At 46.6% G+C, this 24,393-nt stretch carries 28 protein-coding genes; 21 read left to right on the forward strand and 7 right to left on the reverse strand.

All coding sequences use genetic code 11. The features are described 5' to 3' along the window. The first annotated feature begins 232 nt into the window (after positions 1 to 232). From speE to F566_RS31995, 4 genes are all read left to right on the forward strand, one after another. Positions 233 to 1,096 (forward strand): polyamine aminopropyltransferase, encoded by an 864-nt coding sequence (speE, locus tag F566_RS0105080; RefSeq protein WP_020405896.1) that lies wholly within the window; start codon positions 233 to 235, stop codon positions 1,094 to 1,096. Positions 1,097 to 1,312: 216 nt separating this feature from the next. Further along, positions 1,313 to 1,873, forward strand: a complete 561-nt coding sequence (gene fabA / locus F566_RS0105085; RefSeq protein WP_020405897.1) for a 3-hydroxyacyl-[acyl-carrier-protein] dehydratase FabA — start codon at positions 1,313 to 1,315, stop codon at positions 1,871 to 1,873. Between the two features lie 30 nt (positions 1,874 to 1,903). Then, on the forward strand, positions 1,904 to 3,121 hold the full coding sequence (gene fabB, locus F566_RS0105090) for a beta-ketoacyl-ACP synthase I (protein ID WP_020405898.1): 1,218 nt from the start codon (positions 1,904 to 1,906) through the stop codon (positions 3,119 to 3,121). A gap of 318 nt (positions 3,122 to 3,439) precedes the next feature. Further along, positions 3,440 to 4,042: a L,D-transpeptidase family protein gene (locus F566_RS31995; protein ID WP_245555150.1), complete on the forward strand. Its 603-nt coding sequence runs from the start codon at positions 3,440 to 3,442 to the stop codon at positions 4,040 to 4,042. Between the two features lie 21 nt (positions 4,043 to 4,063). Here F566_RS31995 and F566_RS0105100 read toward each other — a convergent pair whose 3' ends face one another. The 3 genes from F566_RS0105100 to glnK form a co-directional block, all read right to left on the reverse strand. Beyond that, positions 4,064 to 4,315 carry a SemiSWEET transporter gene (locus F566_RS0105100; protein ID WP_020405900.1) on the reverse strand — a complete coding sequence of 84 codons (252 nt, stop codon included), beginning with the start codon at positions 4,313 to 4,315 and terminating at the stop codon, positions 4,064 to 4,066. A gap of 240 nt (positions 4,316 to 4,555) precedes the next feature. Next, positions 4,556 to 5,842, reverse strand: a complete 1,287-nt coding sequence (locus F566_RS0105105; RefSeq protein WP_020405901.1) for an ammonium transporter — start codon at positions 5,840 to 5,842, stop codon at positions 4,556 to 4,558. Between the two features lie 51 nt (positions 5,843 to 5,893). Then, positions 5,894 to 6,232: a P-II family nitrogen regulator gene (gene glnK / locus F566_RS0105110; protein ID WP_020405902.1), complete on the reverse strand. Its 339-nt coding sequence runs from the start codon at positions 6,230 to 6,232 to the stop codon at positions 5,894 to 5,896. Between the two features lie 367 nt (positions 6,233 to 6,599). On the opposite strand from glnK, the gene F566_RS0105115 reads away from it, so the two are divergent. The 3 genes from F566_RS0105115 (at position 6,600) to F566_RS0105125 (ending at position 9,863) form a co-directional block, all read left to right on the forward strand. Continuing rightward, positions 6,600 to 6,863 (forward strand): accessory factor UbiK family protein, encoded by a 264-nt coding sequence (locus F566_RS0105115; RefSeq protein WP_020405903.1) that lies wholly within the window; start codon positions 6,600 to 6,602, stop codon positions 6,861 to 6,863. 137 nt (positions 6,864 to 7,000) lie between these two features. Further along, positions 7,001 to 7,879, forward strand: coding sequence for a magnesium chelatase domain-containing protein (locus tag F566_RS32000; RefSeq protein WP_020405904.1), 879 nt, complete (start codon positions 7,001 to 7,003; stop codon positions 7,877 to 7,879). Between the two features lie 64 nt (positions 7,880 to 7,943). Further along, positions 7,944 to 9,863 (forward strand): hypothetical protein, encoded by a 1,920-nt coding sequence (locus tag F566_RS0105125; protein ID WP_026179772.1) that lies wholly within the window; start codon positions 7,944 to 7,946, stop codon positions 9,861 to 9,863. Positions 9,864 to 10,300: 437 nt separating this feature from the next. Here F566_RS0105125 and F566_RS0105130 read toward each other — a convergent pair whose 3' ends face one another. Beyond that, positions 10,301 to 10,963: a DUF4303 domain-containing protein gene (locus tag F566_RS0105130; protein ID WP_020405906.1), complete on the reverse strand. Its 663-nt coding sequence runs from the start codon at positions 10,961 to 10,963 to the stop codon at positions 10,301 to 10,303. Between the two features lie 201 nt (positions 10,964 to 11,164). Here F566_RS0105130 and F566_RS35245 point away from each other — a divergent pair, with 201 nt between their 5' ends. Continuing rightward, positions 11,165 to 11,446: an HNH endonuclease gene (locus F566_RS35245; RefSeq protein ID WP_083921010.1), complete on the forward strand. Its 282-nt coding sequence runs from the start codon at positions 11,165 to 11,167 to the stop codon at positions 11,444 to 11,446. A gap of 73 nt (positions 11,447 to 11,519) precedes the next feature. Here F566_RS35245 and F566_RS37285 read toward each other — a convergent pair whose 3' ends face one another. Then, positions 11,520 to 11,888 (reverse strand): DUF433 domain-containing protein, encoded by a 369-nt coding sequence (locus F566_RS37285; protein WP_020405908.1) that lies wholly within the window; start codon positions 11,886 to 11,888, stop codon positions 11,520 to 11,522. A gap of 217 nt (positions 11,889 to 12,105) precedes the next feature. Here F566_RS37285 and F566_RS0105145 point away from each other — a divergent pair, with 217 nt between their 5' ends. The 12 genes from F566_RS0105145 (at position 12,106) to F566_RS36190 (ending at position 22,632) form a co-directional block, all read left to right on the forward strand. Then, complete coding sequence (locus tag F566_RS0105145; protein ID WP_157496666.1) at positions 12,106 to 12,675, forward strand: hypothetical protein; 570 nt, start codon at positions 12,106 to 12,108, stop codon at positions 12,673 to 12,675. Between the two features lie 32 nt (positions 12,676 to 12,707). Beyond that, complete coding sequence (locus F566_RS0105150) at positions 12,708 to 13,448, forward strand: trypsin-like serine peptidase (protein WP_020405910.1); 741 nt, start codon at positions 12,708 to 12,710, stop codon at positions 13,446 to 13,448. A 274-nt stretch (positions 13,449 to 13,722) separates the two neighbouring features. Further along, the gene (locus F566_RS0105155; protein WP_020405911.1) at positions 13,723 to 13,926 is read left to right on the forward strand and encodes a hypothetical protein; all 204 of its coding nucleotides are present in this window, start codon (positions 13,723 to 13,725) and stop codon (positions 13,924 to 13,926) included. Between the two features lie 63 nt (positions 13,927 to 13,989). After that, the gene (locus tag F566_RS0105160; RefSeq protein ID WP_020405912.1) at positions 13,990 to 15,186 is read left to right on the forward strand and encodes a serine/threonine-protein kinase; all 1,197 of its coding nucleotides are present in this window, start codon (positions 13,990 to 13,992) and stop codon (positions 15,184 to 15,186) included. A gap of 160 nt (positions 15,187 to 15,346) precedes the next feature. Then, positions 15,347 to 15,856, forward strand: a complete 510-nt coding sequence (locus F566_RS0105165; RefSeq protein ID WP_020405913.1) for a DUF6484 domain-containing protein — start codon at positions 15,347 to 15,349, stop codon at positions 15,854 to 15,856. 44 nt (positions 15,857 to 15,900) lie between these two features. Then, a complete protein-coding gene (locus tag F566_RS0105170) occupies positions 15,901 to 16,917 on the forward strand; it encodes a DUF2169 family type VI secretion system accessory protein (RefSeq protein WP_020405914.1) in 1,017 nt (338 codons plus the stop codon). A 235-nt stretch (positions 16,918 to 17,152) separates the two neighbouring features. Continuing rightward, the gene (locus tag F566_RS0105175) at positions 17,153 to 17,860 is read left to right on the forward strand and encodes an AHH domain-containing protein (RefSeq protein WP_157496667.1); all 708 of its coding nucleotides are present in this window, start codon (positions 17,153 to 17,155) and stop codon (positions 17,858 to 17,860) included. Positions 17,861 to 17,878: 18 nt separating this feature from the next. Then, entirely contained in the window at positions 17,879 to 18,448 is a 570-nt protein-coding gene (locus F566_RS0105180) for an imm11 family protein (protein WP_026179774.1), read from the forward strand. An 18-nt stretch (positions 18,449 to 18,466) separates the two neighbouring features. Then, positions 18,467 to 19,552: a hypothetical protein gene (locus F566_RS32010; RefSeq protein ID WP_020405917.1), complete on the forward strand. Its 1,086-nt coding sequence runs from the start codon at positions 18,467 to 18,469 to the stop codon at positions 19,550 to 19,552. 11 nt (positions 19,553 to 19,563) lie between these two features. Beyond that, positions 19,564 to 19,947, forward strand: a complete 384-nt coding sequence (locus F566_RS0105190; RefSeq protein ID WP_020405918.1) for a DUF4150 domain-containing protein — start codon at positions 19,564 to 19,566, stop codon at positions 19,945 to 19,947. A gap of 1 nt (position 19,948) precedes the next feature. Continuing rightward, positions 19,949 to 21,025: a hypothetical protein gene (locus tag F566_RS0105195; RefSeq protein WP_020405919.1), complete on the forward strand. Its 1,077-nt coding sequence runs from the start codon at positions 19,949 to 19,951 to the stop codon at positions 21,023 to 21,025. Between the two features lie 269 nt (positions 21,026 to 21,294). Continuing rightward, the gene (locus F566_RS36190; protein ID WP_083921011.1) at positions 21,295 to 22,632 is read left to right on the forward strand and encodes a DNA cytosine methyltransferase; all 1,338 of its coding nucleotides are present in this window, start codon (positions 21,295 to 21,297) and stop codon (positions 22,630 to 22,632) included. Here the strand turns inward: F566_RS36190 and F566_RS36795 are convergent. Then, positions 22,520 to 23,455, reverse strand: coding sequence for a response regulator (locus F566_RS36795; protein WP_020405921.1), 936 nt, complete (start codon positions 23,453 to 23,455; stop codon positions 22,520 to 22,522). The two genes, F566_RS36190 and F566_RS36795, sit on opposite strands and share 113 nt — an antisense overlap. After that, positions 23,452 to 24,066, reverse strand: coding sequence for a sensor histidine kinase (locus F566_RS0105210; protein ID WP_020405922.1), 615 nt, complete (start codon positions 24,064 to 24,066; stop codon positions 23,452 to 23,454). The genes F566_RS36795 and F566_RS0105210 overlap by 4 nt, the downstream gene beginning before the upstream one ends. Positions 24,067 to 24,184: 118 nt before the next feature. Here F566_RS0105210 and F566_RS0105215 point away from each other — a divergent pair. After that, positions 24,185 to 24,393: IS5/IS1182 family transposase (locus F566_RS0105215; RefSeq protein WP_020405923.1), on the forward strand; the 209-nt coding region annotated here is incomplete at its 3' end.

A 24,393-nucleotide genomic window follows, 5' to 3' on the forward strand; every position in this document is an offset into this window, starting at 1 on the left:
CCCCGGGGAACTTGGATATCAAAATTGCGCGTATTCTAATCTAAATAACGGGCTTGTCACCGGCCTCTTCTCATATTCAGGCCAATTTTTCTGAATCTATATAAAAACTACTTTGATCCTGTATCCATACGCTTACAATAGGCCACTAATTTAGCGTATTGGAAAGTTTAGCCGCCAGCGCGCGCAGATCATAGATCGTCCAACTGTTCACCCTATTTCCACGGAGAATACCATGAGCGAGCAGATACCAGGTTGGTTTACCGAGATCTTCCAGGATCAGGGAACCGGTTTTTCATTGCAGATAAAATCTAAGTTGCATGAAGAACAAAGTGAATTTCAAAAAATTGAAATATTTGAGACCGCCACGTTTGGCCGTCTAATGGTATTGGATGGCTGTGTCATGCTCACCGACAGGGATAACTTTCTTTATCACGAGATGATGACTCACCCGGCCCTGTTTACTCACAGCGACCCGAAAAAGGTGGTGATCATCGGCGGCGGAGATTGTGGTGCTCTGAAAGAGGTTCTGAAGCATCCTGGCGTGGAAGAGGCCTGGCAGGTCGAAATTGATGAGCGTGTTACCCGGGTTTCAGAGGAATACTTTCCTGATTTGTGTACTTCCAATAATGATCCCAGGGCTAACTTCTTTTTTGGTGACGGAATCAAATGGCTGGCAGATGCAGAGCCTGATTCGATTGATGTGATCATCGTTGATTCCACTGACCCTGTTGGTCCGGCGGAAGGGCTGTTTGCCGTTGATTTTTACCGCAATTGCCTAATTGCCTTGCGCGAAGGTGGAATACTGGTACAGCAGACAGAGTCTCCCCTGTTGCATACATCGAGCATCATTAAAAACGTCCACCGGGATATGAAGGAAGCTGGATTCAGCGAGACTCACACGCTTCCATTTCCACAGCCGGTTTACCCAACTGGGTGGTGGAGTTGTACCATGGCAGGTAAAGGGAAGAAACTTGATTATTTCCGCGAAGAGGACGTTAATGACAAACCGTTCGTGACTCAGTACTACAATACCGCGATTCATCATGGCGCGCTGGCAATACCTGAGTTCATGAAGCGAGAGTTGGACCTGGACTGAAGTGAAGCAATTAATGGGGCGGGAAGCCCCGTTTTGGTAAAAGACAGACACGAAATTTCAAGTCTGTGATTTGAACCTACCTTTGTCCAATAGACCTTAAGCCTTGAATTCAATAGGATGATAGTTAAGGTCTTTGTAAGAAAGTTGTCATTAATCGCCACTAAAGTGGCGCCAGAATAATGTGGAGTCTATGCCACTCCAATTGAGGTGAAACTAGTGAACACGGCCCCTGGATCTTCCGGCCCCAAAATTGTCAAAAGTTCATACACCGAGGATGAACTGAAACGCTGCGGATACGGTGAGCTGTTTGGTCTCGACACTGCCAAGCTTCCCATTGATCAAATGCTGATGATTGATCGTATTCAGCATATAGCCAGCGAAGGGGGTGCCTATAATCACGGCATCATACGGGCGGAACTGGATATCAACCCTGAACTATGGTTTTTCAAATGTCATTTCGTTGGTGATCCTGTCATGCCTGGCTGTCTGGGCCTGGATGCCATGTGGCAGTTGGTTGGGTTTTATCTGGCGTGGTCGGGTCATGAAGGCCTGGGTCGTGCTCTTGGCGTTGGTGAAGTGAAGTTTACCGGTCAGGTGATGCCGGATGCCAAGCTGGTGGAATATGTGTTGGATATCAAACGTGTTATCGCCCGCAAGCTGATTATGGGTATTGCTGACGCAACCATGCTGGTGGACGGCAAGCCGATATATAGTGCGAAAGATTTAAGAGTTGGTTTGTTTGATCCTGCTGCTATGCAAGGCGCTGAGATCAAATAGGACAGGATGGAAAACGAAAGAGGTTTCTAAATGAAACGTGCAGTGATCACCGGAATGGGCATTATTTCATGCCTCGGGAACTCCAAAGAAGAGGTTGCGGCAGCTCTTAAAGAGGGGCGGTCCGGTATTCGTTATAACGAAAGCTATAAAGAAGCAGGTCTGCGCAGCCATGTTAGTGGTACTCCGGACATCAACCTGGAAGAAGAAATTGATCGGAAGCTCTTCCGCTTTATGGGAGATGCGGCCGGTTATGCCTACTTATCCATGAAGCAGGCAATAGAAGACGCTAAAATTGATGAAGAACTGCTGAGCAGCACCCGTACCGGTATTGTTATGGGATCAGGCGGAGCTTCTACCAGTAACGTCGTTGAATCTGTAGACATCCTACGTGAAAAAGGTGTTAAGCGGGTTGGGCCATACCGTGTCACCCGTACCATGAACAGTTCGGTCAACGCCTGCCTGGCCACATCATTTAAGATTCGGGGCGTCAACTATTCGATTACTTCTGCTTGTGCGACCGCTGCTCACTGTATTGGTCATGCCTGGGAGCAGATTCAGTTGGGCAAACAGGATGTGGTGTTTGCCGGTGGTGGTGAAGAAGAAGATTGGAGTCTGGCGGTTCTGTTCGATGGCATGGGCGCTTTATCCACCAAATATAATGATGATGCGGCTCGTGCTTCCCGTCCATATTGCAGCACTCGTGATGGCTTTGTCATTGCTGGTGGCGGCGGTGTCGTTGTGGTAGAGGAGCTCGAACACGCTTTGAAGCGTGGTGCTCCAATTTATGCGGAACTGGTTGGCTATGGGGCAACCTCTGATGGTGCCGATATGGTAGCCCCATCCGGTGAGGGAGCGGTACGCTGTATGCAGCAAGCTCTTGAAACGGTTGATACACCAATCAATTACCTGAATACTCACGGGACCAGTACACCGGCAGGTGATATTGTGGAGTTGAAGGCGGTGAAGTCTGTTTTTGGCGATGATATTCCAAGAATCAGTTCTACGAAATCGCTGACTGGCCACTCACTTGGGGCGGCTGGTGTTCAGGAAGCGATCTACTGTCTGTTGATGCAGCAAGGCGATTTCATTGCACCTTCCATGCACATCGAAGCAATGGATGAGGGGGCAGCAGATGCTCCTATCGTGACTGAAGCCATTTCAGATGCAGGTCTCGAGACTGTAATGAGTAACAGCTTTGGGTTTGGCGGTACTAACGCTACGTTGGTGTTCCGTCGGTACAAAGACTAGTTTGTTCGTCGATCCATCTCCCTGGGTAATTGACGCCCACGGAGATGGAGCCTTTCCCTGCTGCTCAGCAGCCCTCTTAATATTCTGTTTTGATATACCCTTCTTTTACTAATTATTCTTTCTTCAACCTGTTTAGCAGTATGCTGAGTGTGCCGATGTTCTCATTTCGTCATAAACTCACACTTTTAATACATTTCCAAGTGGCTGTGAAATAACGGCGTTGTCTATACTCTGACTATGGCCATGATCAGGAAGAGTAGCGAATTGGCTGGTACCCATTAATACAGGTATATATTTCCAATGAAGTGGTAAGTAGTAATGATAAGGATGACAAACACTCTAACGATATTTACAGGGATTACATTATTATTTTCAGCGACTCTCTCAAAGGCTGATAACCTTTCTCAGGACAATCCTCCCGGGACTCAAATTGCGTCCAACCAGCCTCTGACTTCAACCGTATCAGCGATGATGCCGATGGATAACAATCCCATGGTTGACCTGGTACTGGTAAAAAAAAGGGAGAGAACGCTAACACTGATGAGTAATGGTGTGCCATTCAGGGTATACAGCATTGCGCTGGGTGATGATCCGATAGGTCATAAACAGTTCGAGGGGGATGAAAGAACGCCAGAAGGAAAATACACTCTGGATTGGCGCAACCCCAACAGCCATTACTACAAGTCTATCCACGTATCCTATCCAAATACTGCTGATACAGCCTTTGCGGAGTCAAAGGGTAAAAGTCCGGGCGGGATGATTATGATTCACGGATGGCCAAACCGTATGAAATCCTGGATGACCGCTAACTGGTTGCTGAATGAAGACTGGACAGATGGCTGTATTGCGTTGACGAATACAGCAATGGAAGAAGTCTGGAATCTTGTGGCCGACGGAACACCTATTCTTATCAAACCCTGATTTGTGCTGGCAAGGCTGAGATCAGCCGTATTTTAGTTTCAATGTCAGAACCGTCACAGCTAACGCCAGGGTTATGATGTTTGCAATGATGATTGGCCACTCAACCAGCATTACGCCATAGACCAGCCACATTACCACACCAAAGCAGAATATACTGTACATCACCAGAGAGACGCCGCTGGTGTCTTTAGTTTTGAGTGTCAGCAACACTTGCGGTAAGAAGGCAAGTGTCGTACATATCGCGGCAATAGAGCCGATCAAAGTCGAGATCATCGTTGTCCCGTATCAGTAAAATAAAAGAATGAACAAGAAATCAGGGGAAGGTGCTAGAGAGACTCTAGAATGGGTGTATTTTAATCTAATGCAGAGTAAAAGCTATAGGGATTTGTTGCTAATGTAGGTAACAGATTGTGGCCTGCGGATTGTCCCAAGATCAGAGAGTGGTCCGCTGATTAATCAAAATAAAAAAAAACCGCCCTTAGGGCGGTTTTTCTTTAGCAGCTTAACCGTTGATCAGTCGCGAGTGAATTCAGGATATGCTTCCATACCACACTCGGCCAGATCGACGCCTTCGTACTCTTCTTCTTCGCTGACTCGGATACCCATAACAGCTTTCAGGATTGTCCAGACGATCAGACTGGTAACGAATACCCAAACGAAGATGGTTAGTGCACCTACAAGCTGTCCACCAAAGGTCGCGTCGGCGTCAGTGAAAGGCACAACCATCACACCGAAGAAGCCAACGACACCGTGAACTGAGATAGCGCCGACGGGGTCGTCAATTTTCAGTTTATCCAAAGCAACAATTGAGAAAACAACAATCACACCACCGACAGCACCGATAACGGTTGCCACCAGAGGAGTAGGGTCGGCAGGTTCTGCGGTAATAGCTACCAAACCAGCCAGCGCACCGTTCAGCGCCATCGTCAGGTCGGCTTTACCAAACATGATACGAGCAACGATCAGAGCGGCAATCAAGCCACCGGAAGCGGCAGCGTTTGTGTTCACAAAGACGCTAGCTACTTCGTTGGCGACACCAATACCTGAAAGTTGCAGGGTGGAGCCACCGTTGAAACCGAACCATCCCATCCACAGGATAAAAGTACCGAGAGTCGCTAATGGCAAGTTGGCACCTGGAATCGCGTTAACCTGACCGTTAGCGCCGTATTTACCTTTACGGGCACCCAGCAGAAGAACGCCTGCCAAAGCTGCTGCTGCGCCAGCCATGTGGACGATACCAGATCCTGCGTAGTCACTGTAGCTCAGTTCGAAAAGACCGAATACGGGTTTTTCGCCCCAGGTCCAGCCGCCTTCCATTGGATAGATGACACCCGTCATGACGACAGCAAAGGCCAGGAATGCCCAGAGTTTCATTCGCTCAGCAACTGCTCCGGATACGATGGACATGGCGGTTGCCACGAATACGACCTGGAAGAAGAAGTCAGATGCACCGGAGTACTGTAATCCGGAATCCTCTGCGCCGGCATTGAATGCCTTGGAGCCTTCGATAACCGCGGTGACGGCATCGTCAGTCATACTGCTGACGTTATCTGTCTCGAGCAGGAAATAACCGCCGCCATACATTAATTCGTAACCGCAGACCAGATACATGGTGCAAGCAACGGCAAACAGAGCAACGTTTTTGGTTAAAATTTCAGTGGTGTTTTTGGCCCTTACCAGGCCTGCTTCAAGCATGGCAAAACCGGCGGCCATCCACATGACCAAGGCGCCACACACGAGAAAATAGAATGTATCGATTCCGTATTGGAGTTCGAATATCAGATTTGGATTAGTTTCCATGAAAAGCCCTCCGCACTAGGCTTAACTGTTACCTGTTGATTAAAAGTTGTTTTAGATGGCGTCGGTGCCAGTCTCGCCGGTCCGGATACGGATGGCTTGCTGAAGATCCACGACGAAAATCTTGCCGTCACCGATCTTGCCTGTGTTGGCCGCTTTGGTGATGGCTTCGACCACTTGGTCGAGCATGTCGTCACCGATAGCGACTTCTATTTTTACTTTGGGAAGGAAGTCCACAACGTATTCTGCACCGCGGTACAGCTCTGTGTGGCCTTTCTGGCGCCCGAAACCTTTAACTTCGGTCACGGTGACGCCTTGTACGCCAATCTCGGAAAGTGCTTCGCGCACGTCATCCAGCTTGAAAGGCTTGATTACGGCAGTTACCAGTTTCATTTTTTTCTCCTTATACCCGCCTATTTAAATAAGACAGTTAGACGCTCAATCACGCACGAAATAATGTGCGGAATTTGTGCATGATTAAGCATCTGTTATGCCAAAGATAAAAATTATATATAAAACAGTCTGTTATATCCTATAAATTGTACAGACATGAGGTCGAGGGCACAATTATAGCGCATGGGGGTTATGATTGATCGATAATTGTGCTCTATGCTGGAGCAAAAAAAACGGAATGCACATTTGTGGTGCAGTATGCTCAGTTTGCGTGAATCTGTCGGGAGGGATGCGGAGGTTTTCCCCTGTGAATCAGCCCGTGATAGACTAGCTCTCCTAACATTAAGTTTGCGGATGAGGACGGATCATGGCGGTATCGCCTTTTGATATTTTAAACTCGATTAACCAGCAGTTCGGACAATTCATTCCTGATGTTGCCAAGTCAGCTCAGGAAGATGTTCATCAGCAGGCCAAAGCAGCATTGACCAGTATTATCAGCAAGCTTGATCTGGTGACTCGCGAAGAATTTGATGTCCAAACGGAAGTTTTGCGCAGAACACGTGAGAAACTGGAAACACTGGAAAAACGGGTTGCTGAGCTGGAGCAACAGCTGGATAAAAACGACGCCTAGGCTGTGCGGCTGGGCTGTTAATACAGCTGCCCGCCTAAGCAAATCAGATACAGTCAAGTATGTCTGTGCAAATTGTATACAGTTAAGCCATACAAAAAGCGAGGCCAGGATGCCTCTCAAGATATCAAGGAAGATATATGTCTCTTGCCATAGTGGCCACTCGTGCCAAGGCTGGTGTTTCAGCGCCGGCCGTAAAAGTAGAAACTCACTTGTCCAATGGACTACCCGGGCTTTCCATTGTCGGTCTCCCTGAAGCGGCAGTAAAAGAAAGTAAGGATAGGGTCCGTAGTGCACTACTGAACAGTGGATTTGAATTTCCAGCACGTCGCATAACCATCAACCTCGCTCCTGCCGACTTGCCAAAAGAAGGTGGCCGTTTTGATCTGGCGATTGCTATCGGCATTCTTGCTGCATCTGGTCAGATACCTGAAGAAACCATTCATCTACACGAGTTTTATGGTGAACTGGCATTGTCCGGTGAGGTCAGGCCGATCTCCGGTATTCTGCCTGCGGCTCTACAGTGCAGTCGCACTGGGGCCGCCGCCTTTGTTCCCTCGGAAAATTTAAATGAAGCCAGCCTGGTAAGTAATCTTAAAGTCTATCCGGTCGTGTCGCTCACTTCGTTGGTCGCTCATTTGTGTGGACAGCAACTACTGTCCCACTTTATCCCGGATATGAAAGAAGTGCTGGATTCCAGGCCTCATACTGACCGGGCCGGGATGGATATGCGTGATATCAAAGGCCAGTTCCAAGCCAAACGGGCCCTGGAAATTGCGGCGGCAGGATGCCATAACCTTTTGATGTTTGGCCCGCCGGGAACCGGGAAAACCATGTTGGCCTCCCGGCTCCCAGGAATCCTGCCGGAACTGTCTGAAGAAGACGCACTTGAGGCCGCGGCTGTTGCTTCGGTCGCGGGCCAAGAGGTTGATCCGTTATTGTGGCGCCAACGAAGATTTCGCGCCCCGCATCATACCGCCTCGGCTGTAGCTCTGGTGGGAGGTGGCTGTGAATTCTAGCTAATTCTGCGATAGAACATTAAAAAGAGCGACTGGGTGAAAATCTTGTGGTAGGATTTTTGCCATGACAAGGATTTGTGAATTTCCAAACGACGATAATTTATGGTTTATCAAGTGGATAGATGAGTTTAAGTTACTTCATCGCTCCACTCGTTCTCCCTCAGTTTCTGTGCTCCTGCAAAAGCTCCCTTTCTCTGACAAATCACTTATAAACAATATTACTAGCAGAGATATTGATAGTTACTTTCGAAGACCTGTTAGTGATGATCAGAGCCGAGATTTATTTTTGCACAATTCTCATTCTTGGGTTTTAGCTGGAAGCCTTCCATTGATGACAATTGGAGCGATTTATCAAAGGACAGAGCTGGTGGGGCATATTCCCACCTCACCTTTGTCACTTTCCTTACCGGATGTGGAGGACTCTTGTAATGAGGTGTCACTTAACGACATTATTCAAAGTCCTGAGGGGTGGCGTAAAGACCTTCCATATAGAGTATTAAACCGATTTGAGTACTTTGGTCCTAGAAATAGGTACCCCAAATCCAGATGTTTGCTTTTTCAACAAGGCGACATAGATGTAGTTATTCCTAGGACTGTCATATTTAGAAGATTTTATGCTCCTTCTACAAAGCTTGCACAGACCTTCACCACTGGACCTTGGAGTAAGGTTAAGAAAAACGTGATATTCCTTGGAGAAATGGAGTCTGGGTTAAAGACTCAGATAGCTGATAATGGTGAATGGCATCTTGTTTTAGAAAGGGATATTGATAACTGCTACGGTCGTCACTTGGCAATTCTACATTTTGATCCATATGCTCGAGTTTGTGCTGAGTCGGTATATTCGAATTCGTTAATTGATCGCCGTGGGGATCGGGATCTACCTTGGTATTCCAATGCAAAAATACCTTTCAGAACGACAGACAGCCCATTAGAAATGACTGTTAGAGGATATTGGTTACCTAGACTTCGAGTTAAAGGCATAAATTACCGCAGGAAATTTTTAGTAACCAAAATCCATGGTTGCAGCATCCCCGAATATATTCCCCCTATGAAATTTGGACGCTTCAATAGCGGAGAGATAGGAAAGGAGGTTGAGGAAGTTGATAAGCCTCGACCCTATTCATCTAGACCAAAAGGCAGGAAAAAACCGAATAAGAACACTTCTGTAGATAATAATAACGATTCTCATAAAGAGTCTTCTAGTACTGATCTGGTTATGGATGATGAAACTTGGCTAACTAGTCCTCCTGTAGGGAAACTTGAAAAACAGTCAAGTAAGAAATATGTAGGAACTAGTCCACCTAAGCCGCCAGTTAAAGATGGTGATAATGTATCAACGGGAGAGGCAGGCTATGGGCAGAATAATCTTCCTCAAGGTAAAGCAAACATACTCTTTAGGGCTCCAGATAGACGTTTTCAATTCTTGCTGGAGGCTTTTCGGTTACTAAAGGGAAATGGCTCAATCCATAGCTATTCAATTTTCCAACCCTCAACAGCTCTCCAGCTTATTGTACGTGGAGGAGTAAGTTGCTGGAATTTGCTAGATGAGAAAGCAAGGAATAGTGGTTGCTGGCCTCGGCGCAGTTGGAGACTGGTTTCTCCTGCAGAACCTACAGAAGCTGGCTATATCAATGGGACTCCGAGGTGTGCCCTCGTTGTTAAGGTGTCTATCGAGAATATCAATGGTTACTGGATAGAAATTGAGTGTAAAAAATCAGAGGGCGGATTTTTATCCCCATTTCTCTTAGGTGTTGATCGTAATCCAAATGAGGTTGTAGAGCATTGTTTAGAGATAATAGCGAGAAAAAAAGGCTCAGGTCTTAGGGATGCATTGAATACAGGAATTGAGGAACTCGGTTATGGCAGAGTGATTTGTTACAAGCATGCATATGAGAATAGAAAGAGTTCAAAACTCAATCTAGATTCGCTTTGCCGCTTTTTTCAAAATTCAGGAATTTCCTCAAGCCAAGAGAATTCTTTGTGAGTCGTTTTGGTGCATAGTTATTACAGGTGCCATTGGGAGTTATTAAAGACTGCTCCATTTCTGGGCTTAGATGTTTACTTATTCTTGAACGTATTTGCGTATTAATTGGTTTATTCGAATGCATATTGTACCCATAGTATCTAAAAGTGTAGATACGACAAAATGCTCTCGATCAAGAATCGGACTGCGAATGGGCCCAAATTACACCGTCATATTTGACTCGCACATCATGTACTCAGCTCAGCTGATAGAGTACTTCAGTGTACGCCGCTAATTTATTCAATATTCAAAAGTTATCTGTCGTTTGCATAATTATGCATAGGACGCATAATTGCGCATAAATTTCAGATTCAGAAACAAAAATAATATTCTGCCTCATCCATGCTGACTGTTCGCACGTCACTGATAACTGATAACTAGGCCATGTACGTCAGGCTTTAATTCGACCAACATTTTCGTGTTTGCTGCATCATGATAGTCTGATCAAATAAGCGCCGACTTTCCTCCTCAAAATATGCCGCATCTTCGGCCAGTTCCCGGAGACTGCTTTCCGGATTGAGGGGAATCGTGGCGCGATGCTTGTCTTTGATACTTTCATCCCCGCATACAATTCCGACCACAAACCCATCACGATTCCCCAAAGGGGCAAATAGTTGTTCTTGCTCCAATTTCATTAACACGCGCGTGATCGCGGACCGAATTGCCGTATCAAATTCATCAAGAATGGATACATCTTCAGGGTCTTCCACTAACTCGAATGCTTCGTCAACCCTTTCGCTCATCTGTTGCAGGAGTTGCTCAGATACAGCTAAATGGCTTTCATAGTCGCCATGTATAGGCATATCACAAGATGACCATCTTAGATCCCTACGTAATGACGCTTCACACCTCCCTTGAGCATATGAGGATGACAAGTACTCCCCGACAACCTGATCCAATCCGAGGTAAGTGTGTACAATGGGGCTCCAACTCCCTCCACCACTGTGGTACAGACCGATCAGATATATTCCGGACTGGGCTTGTTCGCGAATAATTGCCGCGAAGGAATCTGCACATTCTCGATACAGAGCGTTTTCAAACTCAGTAGTGTCAATGTCCATTATGATATACATCCTTTATCAATTTATTGGCTGCAGACGCCGATAAGTATCACTTGCCCGGCTAGCCATCTTACTTGGACGATCTATAATTAAAGCGATGCTGCAGTTGGTTCTTACATTATCAGGATAACCTTCCGTGAGGCCTATATGGGTCTGTGCATAGCGGGGTCCATGTCATCCAGCCAAAGTAATGGTTAACCCATGGCAAAGCATAAACTACAGCGGCTACTATTTACCCAGGGCGGGAAGTGTTTTTATTGTCGCAACCACCTCAAACTGGAGGATGCTATGATCGATCACATCATCCCAAGTTCACAGGGTGGATCTGATCTGGTAGAAAACCTGGCAGCTTGCTGCAAGCAAATCAATCAGCTATTTGGCAATGCATCGGTCAAAATGAAGCTTGAAACCCTCATTCTGTGGGGCGGAAGTTTGCCATGCCCCAATCGGGCTCAGCAAGAGATGCAGAGCCACGAGAAATGATCGTAACTTCCCCGGAAAAGTCCTCGTAGAAACCTGTTCAAGGTACGTCAAGCAAACTACTGCTTACAGAAGCTCAGGAGCTTTTTGACCTGTTAAACGTTGGGTACGCCAGGGCCGCATCGATCTTTGCTTCGGTCAAACTGGGAAAGTCAGAAATGATTTCAGCGTAGGTCATGCCTGACTCACGCATTTCCTGTATGGTCTGCACAGGTATCCGCGTCCTCTTTATACAAGGTTTTCCTACCATCACTTCCGGGCGCGATTCGATGTGCTTAGCCAGTCCGTTCTTGAGCTCCCTCATCGCTAGCTCATAGGCTTCGTCTCCGAGTCGTTGTGCACCTGAAGGGGATTCCAGTTCTCTCAACAACTCCTCTGCTTGTGCATTTCCTTGCTCGATATCTTCTCTGTCCCTGTCATCCAAAGGCTCATAATGCTTTCCCATCACCGCTCCACTGTATTAGCCACACCCGACTACTATACCATTCGAAATTTGAGGGCTGAAATTTCGCACTTGGTTGGTTCCTACCTGTATATTTACTGGTTTGTTGAGGCTAGTCCGCTGGGATGTAGAGAATGAGCGCTTACTGGGCTAATATCAATACACCTTTAAATAGGCTGAGGACATGAAGAAATTATACTTATCGTTCGGGAGCCTGACTTTGAACAATTTGCCGGTGGGCGCATTCCGTCGCCGGCAATTGCCTGCCTCCGAGGCAAAAGCATTAATCTTGCGGGCAAAGCGGGATGGGCTACTTCAAGGTGTCTGTGATGAGGATCTGTTTTCGCCAGGCATGGAAAGCAAAGCGAAAGACCATGAGGAATTACGCCAAGTACTCTGCGATGCACATAATATTCAGCTTTCGATGGAGGACTTCACGCTACCAGGGAGTGGATTTGAGACGGTCTTTCCTCTTAACCTAGTAGAGGTCACTGGCGAGCAAAATTTGATGATCGTGACCTTCTCCTACACCTTCAGGGAGAGCGGTCGAGATGAACGTTTTGATATCAATACAATGTTTCGGGCCGATCCCCACAGCATTGAGTTTGATCTACTTGAATCCTGGCCGCCCTCACAAGCGAACAAAATTGATTCTGAATGGGAGGATCCTGCAGAAGCTTTGGTTCGCCTGCTAGAAAGCGAGGGAGGGCCCGAGCGCCTTGCAGAGGAGGCACGTGAATTGGTTAAGGAAAAAATGGCTAAGCGAATTCAAAAAGGACAAACAGACTAAATTTAAGTAGCCATGTTGTCTCTAGGTGCTCTATGGACTCTAGCCCACACAATTCTCGATATGAACTGTCTATCAATGAAATATATACTGCCTTGGTGACAGGAACACGGCCGGTATTCTTCCAAGAAACAGAGGGAGATTTCATCTGGGGAATAGGTACGCTGTTCTTAGCTCAATGGGGTGGCAAACAGTTTGCGATCACCGCCAAACACGTGATTGATAATCAGGGAGTGAATCCTCAGCACCTGCGTATATTTATTCCGGGATATAAAGTTGCACTACCTTTAGTCGGTGCCTCAACTTCTAACCACCCTAATCACGAATGTCGGGAAGAAGTTGAAGATATCTTTGTCTGGCAAATTGATAAGGAGCCAGATTTTGGCGGCGAAGAGCTGAGTTGGCATACCTGGCGGATGAAAGAGTTCTGGATGCCAGCCAACATACTTAAAACCGGGCAGCAGATTTTTGCTGTGGGTTACCCCGACGTCGATAACCGGTATGACTACGAAGCAATGAAGCTCGAAACGCCACCACTTATTGCCATTGGAAAGTTAAGTAGTGATCAGCTTGGTAATGATGTCTACACTATCGACTGCGATGACTTCACCTGTGATCTAAACGGGATTAGCGGAGGGCCAGTATTTGCTCGCTTTGACGGTTATTTCTTCTACGTGGGAATGATTGTTAGGGCTGGTAGGATCGCACAAAAAATACACTTCGTTGATGCGATATACGTCACTCTTCTACTCGACCAGATTGAGAAAAATTCATAACCAGTGCTGAACCATTAATGTCCGCCATGGGTTCAAAACGATCTTCCACCAGTCGATATTGACTACAACTAAAAAGATAGCACATTCCCCAATTTTCTCTTCGGGCGACCTTCAGAGGCTTATGTTTCTATATATTAGTCACTGTCCTTGTAAGAAATCTCGCACAGCCGATAGCCCATTTAGCCTATTGGCAACTTTTTGATCAATCTTTAAACTGCCTCGCCGTAAACGTAATGAACAGTTTCCTTTAAAGGATTAAATCAGGAAGAGCGTTATGGAAAACACCAACATCGATCTGTGCCCCCATTGTGATCCAACTGCCGTCATTGAGTGGCAGACCCATCGACTGGATCAACCAACCAATAAAATCCACATACACAGTCGTCAAACCTGTCTGGGGTGTATTGACTGGGAAACACTGGCCGGCCAGAAAAACTCAGACTTCCGAACGGCCGATGGCCTGCTTTCGGGAAACTGATCGCTCACTCTTCTGTGTTGAATTGATGATTTTGACGTTGTAGTCAGCAAAGGGATAACACTGATGATTTCCGTACCAGGTTATGAAGTCTATCGCGTCGTGGGACAAGGCGGGATGTCCACCGTGTATCTCGCCAAGCATCTCGTTTTAGGTCGGCTGGTGGCGTTGAAGGTGATGTCGACCTTTTGTGCGGCTGATCCCGACTTCGGGCGCCGTTTCGATATCGAATGCCGCACTGTGGCTCGGCTGAACCATCCGAATATTGTCACCATCTACGATGTGGGTACGGTCGATGGACTGCCGTATATGGCCATGGAGTATCTGCCCGGTGGCGATATGAAACAGCGTATCCGCGAGGGCATGGATCCGGAAACCGTGGTGGGCTACCTCGATACACTCACCCAGGCGTTGAACTACGCCCACCTGCAAGATTGTGTGCACCGGGATATCAAGCCGGAAAACATTCTGTTTCGCTATGACGGGACCCCGGTGATTGCCGATTTCGGTGTGGTGAAAACCCTGGATGAAGATCACCAACGCACTGTCATCGGTACCGTGATTGGTACACCACGCTATATGAGTCCCGAACAGGCGCAGGGCTTTCCGGTAACAGCTGATTCAGACTTCTACAGTCTGGGGGTCATGCTGCATGAAATGCTAACCGGGTATGCGCCGTTCCAGGGAGATTCCAGTGTGTCCTTGCTGGTGAATCATCTGAATACACCCGTGCCTAAATTGCCGGGGACATTGCGAGCTTTTCAACCGTTGGTGGATGGACTGATGCACAAGATCGCCTCCGAACGTTTGTCAGATATCGCGCAGATTCAACAACTGGCCCAGAACGGTCTCAACAAATACCGAAAACGCCAGGGAATTCAGCAATGGAAATCCCGTTTCGGTTTTGTCTCCGAGGTATCGGAAGTCCAGCCGACTGTTCCAGAGGAGGGACAGACCCAAGTATGGACGACTCCGGTACATCCCAATATGAGACCGTTTGCAGCGGTTCCGCAATCAGCCATTAAGACTCAGCGATCCCTGGTGGAAAAAGGCTGGCAGTTAATACGGTACGGATTGATGATCCTGGCGGTGACAGTTCCCACCCAGTCCTCTTCCAATGATCTCCTGGCGACTGTCGCCAGCCGTCATTTGGAAAAGGCGTCAATGGTAGAAAACCAGGCTCCGTTGGCAAGGCAAAATGTCAGTGCTCTGTCGCTCTTGAAGAAGGCTGTAGAGGGTTATGAGCGATGCGAAACATTATGAAAAAGAACGTGTTTTCGGCATTCGGGTAAACGAAAGGTTTAGGGGGGATTACGACTGATATGAAGCGATATTTTGTATTACATTGGATGGCTGCATTTACAGACCACATCTTGTGTTCCAAGCCATCCAGATTGATATCGCCAAACGGACAGGGTGAATAATGACGACCGAACTTCGTAACGAAACCAAACATGCCACTTCAGAAACCGACCAGGGATCTGGGTTGTTGGTAGGATGGATTGTGGACATCGATACGGATGGAAATCCTAGGGTGGCCTGGGACGAAGCCTCCAGTCAAAATCCTCAGGCGGCGTTGGCAACAGTACCCGTCTCAAACGAAGATGCAGGTCGTGACATTGCGATCTCTTTCGCCCGTAATGCCGGCGGTCAGCCGATTATTGTCGGTTTTCTGTATAGTCGCCTGGATCAATCCGTCGCCCATACCCAGGCATTGGGAGCGACCATCGACATCTCGTCCCAGGAACAACCCAAAGTGAGCTACAATGGCAAGGATCTGGAGATCCAGGCCGAAGGCTCCATCACGCTGCGCTGCGGAAAATCCCGTCTGACCCTGAACAAGGACGGTAAGATACTCCTACAGGGCGAGCAAATTCTTAGCCGCGCCCGAGGATCCCAGCGCATCAAAGGCGGCAGTATCCAACTCAACTAGAGCACGTGCCAAGAACTTAGGAAGAGATCGACAGAGCTTCATTCATGCTGCAACTGATTAACCAAACTCCGTTCGCTGCCCAATTGGATGTGATCCGTGATGAAACGGGTCGAGACGCCGTACTGGTGGTGGCCAAAGCGTCGTTCTCGCTGGATGGAACACCGCGATTACATCCGGAACAGGCGCCTATCGTTAGCCAAAATCAGTTTCATGGCGAACCGGAGCAGTCCAGCCTGAAGTATGCGGCGGAAAATCACCTGCCTCAACCAGGGCTCAGTTGTGTATTGATTGGCAATGCCTGGGCGCCGCAAGCCAAGCCCCATCAGCAGCTGGTGGTTCATGTTCAGGTAGGAGCTTTGCAGCAGGCATTAGCAGTGTATGGCGATCGTCATTGGGAATGGTCAGGGCATAGCGAGCCCGAACCTTTTATTACGATGCCCTTGTGTTTTGAAAACGCCTTTGGTGGCCAGCATCATTTTAACCCTGATCTGCCGCCAGGGCCGAACTCCATGCAGGTCCATCCCTACAATCCTGTCGGCAAAGGGTTCCGGGGCAAACGCTCTACCTCGGAGATGATAGGGCAGCCCTTACCCAACATTGAAGATCCCAAACACCTGATTGAATTACCGAAGGATCAGCCGCTACCGATTGGCGTGGGTTATGTCTCCCCAACCTGGGAGCCCCGCCTCAGTTATGTCGGCACCTATGATGAGCAGTGGCAAAAATATCGGGCCCCAGTGTTACCGGCAGACTTTGATCGTCGCCACTTCATGAGCGGGTCCCCAGGGCTGAGTGCTTTGAATCAGTATTTTCTGGGAGGCGAGCCTATTTCGATCACCCATACCCATCCGGAGCGGCCGCTGATTCAATCCATGGTGCCGGAATGTGTACTAAGTGCAGTGATTGATTTCAGTGGGGATCAGCATGCCCTTCCACTAAGGATGGAAACCCTGATTTTGGAGCCGGAGCAAAACCGTCAGCAATTGGTTATGCGGGCTTTGTTTCCCTGTGAGCGCAAAGTGGGAAAACTGAAGTCAGTCAGAATACGATTAGGCGTTTAGCTGTTTTATACCTAATGTCTAAACATGATTCTACCTGCAAGTAGCAACCCTGTGACCTATGGATGAAAAGTTAGAAAACTAGAGGAAGAAAATGGAGATAGGTGAGCCGATTACTACCCCAACGGTGCACACAGAGCCAGAAATTGAGTGCCCTTTTTGTCCAGTGGAAAAAGATCAAACAAACTTCGTCACCTATCCTGGGGTCAAGAATAACTCCAAGAAGTTGGCGAATATCATGATCACACCAAGTAAATTGGTGAGTGAGCAGCCTAATGCCCGGCCCCAAAATGGAGACAACGAGCGACAAAACCCTGTCTCACCGAAACCACAGCCTGCTCCGATATACCATGATAATGAGTTTGGTGATTATTCCTGTCAGGCCCACCATGCTATCAGCGGAAACCAAGCGCTGAAAGGACATGATATCGAGCAGTGGATATGTAAAAGCAAGGGAAAAATCACCAAGGACACAGGATACTCAGTCAATAACGGCAACAACGGAATATGGCTTCCCTCCAAACCCAAAGGCTTGATCGATGGCAAGAAGTGGGGGGAATTAACCTACGATAAGAAAAAAGAAGTCGCTTTCAAGAGTATGGATGCTGGTAAAGGGCAGTTTCACTTGGGGCCTCATGATATCGTTGACCCGGAAGATCCCGATGGTCGCTATCACCAGTCGTATAAAGACAGGCTGATAGCACTCTTGGACGCGTTAAATGACAATGTAATCGCCTGGGTAGAAGGATGTCAGTTATGTGAGGATATTGACCCAGATAAGGGGCCGTTCAAGCCCAACTGGAAAATCAATTCAAAATTGGATCGAGTGTCTGCCAAAGTGGAGCGAGACCTTCTGGCTAATCCAAGGCGATGGAAATATTTTATTTCCAAGCTGGCATTGGATTATCACAAACCTATTTGTCCGCATAAAACACTGACACTTTAAGGGAAGCAAGAGATATCCATGTACTACGAAATTCGATCAAACATATACAGCGACTATGGGGTTCAGAAGAAGCCATCCATGACCTCGAAGATTAACTTCATTAGAGGCGGACTGATACCACTTCCAGAGTTTCATGAGTTTAACGTAGAGGTTAACTACACGAATGACAATCCTCCAGGACCTCTTGTGGGGCCAACGTCGTTCCCGATGATGAATGCATCATTGATAGAGGTTCTTCAAAACTGCGGTGCTGATAATCTTCAGTTATTTCCTGTTCGGATGATAAATCCTGAGACAAACCAGGAATGGGATTCTCATCAAGCGGTCAATATCTTGGGGATGATCGATTGTGTCGATATGGACCAATCAGAATCATTTTTGATCAGTGGAAGCCCGAATGATGCCCCTCCTCTCGTCGATTTTGACGAAATTGTGATTAAACAAGAGGCGGTGATGGGTGCCAGTATATTTCGGATTCCTCATTCTCCCAGCACGATCATTGTCCATGAGTCCATTATTAATGCACTGAAAGCGAATCCTTATCCTGGTGGATGGGGTATTTCTGCATTTCCTGTTGAGACTGTGTAGGACAGGGGCCGAATAGTCGTGAACATCTCTATCGCCTCATCCAGTGTTGTGACGGCTCTTGGCCCTGGCACCGCTGTCAATGCCGCTGCCGTCCAGGCCGGGATCAGTATGGTTAGGGAATCCACCTATCTCTCGTCAAAAAAATCGCCGATCAGGATGGCGACTTTATTGGATGATTGTCTTCCTACATTAGACAAGGAGATTTCTCGGCAACCAAGCGGCCGTTACCGGCGGATGCTGCAGCTACTTCAATTGGCCCTGGAAGAGCTTGAGCTTGGTATTAATACCGACTTGGGTATGCCAGTGTTCATTAACCTACCGGACAATCTTGGACTGAGTCCCCAAGGACTGCAGACACTGCAAGAGGTGCAACGCCTCAGTGGTATAAATATCAACTGGCTGGATAGTCGTCTGTATCTATTGGGGCGAGCAGGGGGATATAGGGCTTTGGCAGATGCCTGGGGTCTGCTAGAGGCAGGACATGCCAGACAGGCACTTGTCATTGGTGTTGACAGTTGCCGCTGTCCCAGAGCTCTGGCCCACTGGGAAAAGGATGGCCGTCTGCTATTACCGCATACGAACGATGGTTTCTTCCCTGGAGAGGGGGCTGGTTGCCTGCTATTGGTGGCTAACGATGAAGCCTCCACAGTTAAGCTAGGTAAACCGCAAGTAAGCCGGGAGAGTGCCCATTTTTACAGTGAAGAGGTATGTTTGGGTAAGGGATTGACGGAGGCTTTTCATGAAGCATGTCACTTTATTCATGACCCGGTACGAGAAGTCATCTGCGGCTTAAATGGCGAGTCTGCACCGATTAAGGAATGGGGCTTTGCGGTGAGCCGGTTAAGCGACAATCAGATGGCGGACAGCGCTGGTATTATGCATCCAGCAGACTGCTATGGAGATATTGGGGCTGCGACTGTACCGGTATTGCTTGCTCTGACGAATGCGCTGCTTGAAGAAGACCATATTAAAGGACCTGTTTTGACATGGTGTGCTTCCGACTATGAAACCCGAGGAGCAGCGGTTATGTACAAATCCGAAAGCCAGGGCAATTTGCAGCATTTAAATGTTTGCAACAACGAACCTCGAAGTGAAATGAAATAAGGACGGTTTCCATGGCAGTGACCATATTTGCTAATAATCGCGGTATTTCCCATAAAGGGAGTGGTGGTAAAAGTATCGCCTTTCCAGATGTTTGTAAGACTCCAACACCCGGTGGCCCAGTCCCTATTCCGTATCCGAATATTGCGATGTCCAGCAATCTGACGAAAGGAACGAAGACCATCAAGACTGATGGCCAAATGGCTTCGATCAAGACAGCACAATATGCCACTTCAACGGGGGACGAAGGTGGTACCGCGGGCGGTGGCATTAAATCTGGCACGATAAAGAACACCGCGGAGTTCATGATGTATAGCTTCGATGTGAAATTTGAGGGGAAAAACGTTTGCCGCCTGGGCGACCCGTTATTTCACAACAAGAAAAATACGGTAATGTGAGATGACTGAGCGACTGCCTTATGTTCCTGATGTGCTGTCTGGCTTTGTTGATGAGGCGGCTTCCCTTTGGGACCAATGGTGGAATCAACGACAGGTTCCTGAACCAGATGGCGATTACATTGAAAAACTTAAACAACGCCTAGCTCCAACTTTAAGAGGGGCACAGTTATTTAGACAAGCTGCATGGGAAAGCATCGACGAAGCTTTGGATACCTCCTGGGGAGGCGAATATTTTGTCGGCACCTTACTCGCATTGCATCCGTTTGATCTACATCGTTTCAAATCTTACGTCGATCAGGGCGTTCAAGACTATGTAACATGGCATGCACTGTTGGATGCGCTTCTTTGGTGTCCAGATGACAACGTTAAGCAGTTATGTACTCAAATGGTTCGCTCAGGCAAGCCTGCTCATGCCGCTCTTGGATTTTGTGCCTTAATTAATATGGATGTCTTGCCAGAGCGGCCCTGGATGGCTCTCATGAAAGCTGCCAAAGATGCAAACAATCCCGTGGCCATCCGGGCTCTATGTGAATATTGCAGCCCTGAAGCGGTTCCAGCGTTACTCGACATGGTGGATGACATGGACACACCTGAAAAGGTTGTTGTATCAGAAAGACTAATACACTTGGGTGTTTCTCCTGAAACCTTGCCCATTGGTCCCTTAGTCTTTGAGGTTGGACCTTATCGTGATCGTATGTTGAAAGCTGTATTCCAGTATCTAGGCAGAGAGTCTGCTGATCAGTTAATAGAAATATTACAAGACCACCCCGAACCGGAACGATCTTGCTTAATTGCAGTAGGGGCTGCTAAACGTGAAGATATGCTGTCTTGGGTGGTTCAGTGCATGAAGATCCTTGAACTTCGAAGGATTGCAGGGTGGGCGTTAGAGCAGATTCTTGGTATTGATCTCATGGAGAAGGGGTGGTTGGATCATGCGGTTGAGCTGGATGAGAATTGGCTGAGTGGCTCTAGAGACTCAGAGCTGAATTGGCCTGATATCAACGCTATAGCGGCTTGGTTACAGACAGCAGACCAAGGTATAGAGCATAGTGAATCTAAAATAAGGGTGTCATTATAGATTTCAAAATTCCATGATGTTTAGCTAGTGTTACTAGCATCAGGAAATTGCTTTTCATGAACATTATGCGTGCGTTAGGTAGTTTAGAGCGATTATTATAGCGATATTTATACACTAAAATTTATTTTTTCCTATAATAAACAAATGGTTGCAGGTTGACTCTAATTGGCTGATCGCACGACCTGGTAATTTAGTCGGGGTTCAGGCATAGTATTGAAATTGAGAGTTTTTTGGCAATTAGAAGTAAGAATAGCCTAATGGATTGAAATATGCCTGAAGCAAAAAAGCCAACTTTTATTGACGTATTTGCCGGCTGCGGTGGCCTGAGTCTTGGATTAGTCCAAGCTGGGTGGAAAGGGCTATGTGCAATAGAAAAAGATATAAATGCTTTCCAATCACTTTATGACAATTTAGTTGTTACTGATCGAGGAGATTTTTTTGATTGGCCTGAATGGTTGCCTCAGAAAGCTTTAAGTGTTGATGAGGTATTAGGAGATTACGGTGAAAAACTTGCCTCTTTAAGTGGGCAAGTTGATATGTTGGTTGGAGGCCCCCCATGTCAGGGGTTTTCAACGGCTGGACGTCGAGATCCAAACGACCCTCGAAATAGTTTGGTTGAGGCATATATTGAGTTCGTTAATTTGATATGCCCAAAAATTGTCCTGATCGAGAATGTCAAAGGCATCACTCATGATTTTGACAGTGCATCGCCTACTGAAGGGAAAATCAATTACGCAAGGAAGATTATTGATGCATTGTCTGAAAAGTATCGTGTCCATTCTCAACTGTTAGATACCTCAACCTTTGGTGTTCCGCAAAACAGGCATCGATTCTTTATCGTGGCTATTCGCTTGGATTTGTGTGACGCGATAGACTCAGACCCCTTTGAAATTATTGAGCGGGATAGATATGAGTTCTTACGGCTAAAAGGCTTAAATTGTATCCCTGTTACTTCTGAATCAGCCATCTCAGATTTCGAGGTGTCTAGAAATGGCAAAACTGAAAGTAGAGATACTAAAGGGTTTGAGGAAATTTTGTACAGGGGTGCTATTACAAACTATCAAAAAATTATGAATGCTGGGCTTGGTGATGTCACGAACACTAGATTAGCTCGCCACCAACCACATATCGTTGATAGATTTGAAAAAATAATTAAGAATTGCCAAGAAAGTGGGAGACTCAATGTTGCTTTATCTGCCGAACTTAAAGCAAGCTTTGGTTTGAGAAAGTGTGCCATCCGTGTTCTTGATCCAAATAGCACGTCACCGACAATCACAAGTATGCCAGATGACTTGATTCACTATAAAGAGCCGAGGACGTTGACTGTGCGCGAGAACGCGCGGCTACAAAGTTTTCCTGACTGGTTTGAATTTAAAGGTAAATATACTACTGGAGGCGATCGTAGGAAGAAGGAGGTTCCGAGATTTACTCAGGTGGCTAATGCCGTACCTCCATTAGTTGCTGAGGCTATAGGAAGAACTTTCGATCGAATTCTTAGGGAGAATCAGGTTTCTGGGAACTCTCTAGCAGCTGATGCCTTAGAGTCTCAAATAGGTCTTGATGTTTTAATAGATCATGTCGTAACCGCTTCATGTCCTCACTCGTAAGCTCTTTGTCATCTCGGCCATAAAGCTTTCTAGAAAAGCCATCGATTACAACTTTAACATGGGCCAAATCATTTCGTGAGGGTATTACACTATAAAGATAATTTGCTATTTCTGAAATAGTATCCGCGTCATAATTGATATATTTAAGTATATTTCTCAGCAAATCTAGCCTGTCTGCACTTGTATAAATGTGGTGGTGTTGTTGTAGCTCTTCAATACCTTTTAAAGCTCGGACAGCTTCAATAGACTTACCGAATTTCTTAGTTTTTTTCTTGATAAGCTTCTCTATTTCTTTAAATGCTTTATCTTGGGCGGAGCCATCACTGTTATTAAAGCTGAGAATCAGGCACTCGTTAATTATATGATCTATGTCGCTTGTTGCTCCCATCACTATTCCACGGGAGTGATCGATATCTAAAACTTTTTTTACCAGCGCTTCAAAAACTCCTTCCACAGTATCTGGCAGATCGTTTCTGCGAGAGCAAAACACACCTTCTACTTGCTTTTCGGCTACCATTTTCGCGAGATCTGGTGCTTGAGCTGAATAGAATATAATATCTTTATATGGGAAAATCTTTCGAACCTCTTCAAGACCTGTATCTCCCTTACCTCCTGCTCCAAGGTCGTAATCCATAAGAATTAAATCGATATGGTCGCCAAATATATCATTAGAGAGATATCCTTTCGCTTCTTCTACCGATGAAGCAAATTCCACATTTAGTCTAAAACCATGTCTCGATATTAGAAGATTAATTCGATCGCGCTGAGATTCTACATTGTTCTGTTGGTCCTCAACCCATAATACGTTAAAATCTAATCTCATTTTGATATCCTTATTAAAAACTCAGCCCCTTGACCGCTTTCAGGGCGGATTGCTTCAATCGTCCCGTTCATTTCTCCAAGAACATGTTTTACATGAAACAGCCCCAACCCGGAACCATCTGTTAAAGTAAAGCCTTTTTCAAAGACGCGATTCAGGTCATCTATATTTCTGTCAAATCCTCGGCCATCGTCACGAACCTCGATATGGATGGTATCTTTAGTAGGATGAGTTATTTTAAAAGCAATCTTCGTAGCTCTATGGCGTTTTCTCTTGGCATTTGAGATCAAATTATCTATTACGACAGAAACGTCTATTGGCTTGAACTCTTGTATAAAGCCATTTTTATCTCGCTCAACAGTAATAGAGAACCTTCCAAAAGAGACTTGTTGAGCGACATCAGTTATGTATTGCTCGATATACTCAGATAAATCTGCCTTTATCTTTTCAGACTGGAGTCTAAAGTTAGCTTTTGTAGCAAAATTAGAAACGCCCATTACCTTTTTGTTAAGCAGGGATATTTTGTCAAATACATCAATTAGGTCTGCTTTTGAGACAGATTCTTTTTCTGCGACTTCGACTAAAAAGTTTTCAATCTTTTGTTGTATATCCACTGCATAAATAGTTACCTGATGATGTAGGCTTAGAATAATATCGCTATCTAGGGAGGCTCTGAATAACTCCCCAAATCAGTCATAATACGGCCAACTTCACTCATCAGGAATACTATCCATGGATCAGATGACTTTCTCCGAAGCTGAATACCAGAATAAGAAGCGTAAGACCCGCCGGGAAATCTTTCTGGAGCGAATGGATAAGCTGATCCCATGGAAACGCATGGAAAAGAAGATCGCCCGCTATTACCCCAAGGGCGAGAACGGCCGCCCTCCGTATCCGTTATCCACCATGCTTCGTGTCCACTGCATGCAGCTATTTTATAA

Origin of the sequence: Hahella ganghwensis DSM 17046 (genome assembly GCF_000376785.1) — a bacterium.
GTDB lineage: Bacteria > Pseudomonadota > Gammaproteobacteria > Pseudomonadales > Oleiphilaceae > Hahella > Hahella ganghwensis.